At 42.0% G+C, this 615-nt stretch carries 1 protein-coding gene; it reads left to right on the top strand.

The features are described from left to right. Positions 1 to 193: 193 nt before the first annotated feature. On the top strand, positions 194 to 615 hold a 422-nt coding region (locus tag GVN22_RS27635; RefSeq protein WP_166554198.1), incomplete at its 3' end, for a hypothetical protein.

Below are 615 nucleotides of genomic sequence, written 5' to 3' on the forward strand. Positions count from 1 at the left end.
GACGTAAGTAAATACCGTGTGAAAATGAAAGAATACACGAAACACTGGGAGCTTAACATTTTGTACTCGGCTTGTGTTGAGTATGGTTTGGGTTCAGAGTGGTTCGGTAACAACCGATTGTAGTCTTTACTTTTCACTAAGATAGATTCAAAAACATACACCTTTAATTGGGCTTCGGCCCTAATATCTTTTTATGAATAAGTTTCTAAAAATGGCAATGGTATTTCTCAGCTTTTTTGCTGGGGTATCCATGTACGCTTACACAGGCAACCCCATTGTTTCGGGTCTGAGTATGATGTCGACCAGTGCAGGTTTACAAATGCTAACGGGTCAATATTTAGAGTTTCCCACTGGTGCATTTACGGTACCTTTGGTTGGTCTCAAGCGTAAAACTCAAAACCCACAGCTGGGCGGATCAAAGCGATTGTATGTAATTCTAACAGAAGATTTACTCAATGAGTTTGTGGATTATAACCTCATTTTATCCACTGGACAGTTTGCTGGAGCTATTCCATTGGCACCAGGGAAAATGGCGGTCGAGATTGAGGCTTGGTACGATACCTTGAAATGGGACGGTGAAATGAAAACAGGCGGTGGCTTTACGCAAGGTGTCGA

Origin of the sequence: Cellulophaga sp. BC115SP, assembly GCF_009905545.1 — a bacterium.
GTDB lineage: Bacteria > Bacteroidota > Bacteroidia > Cytophagales > Spirosomataceae > Flectobacillus > Flectobacillus rivi.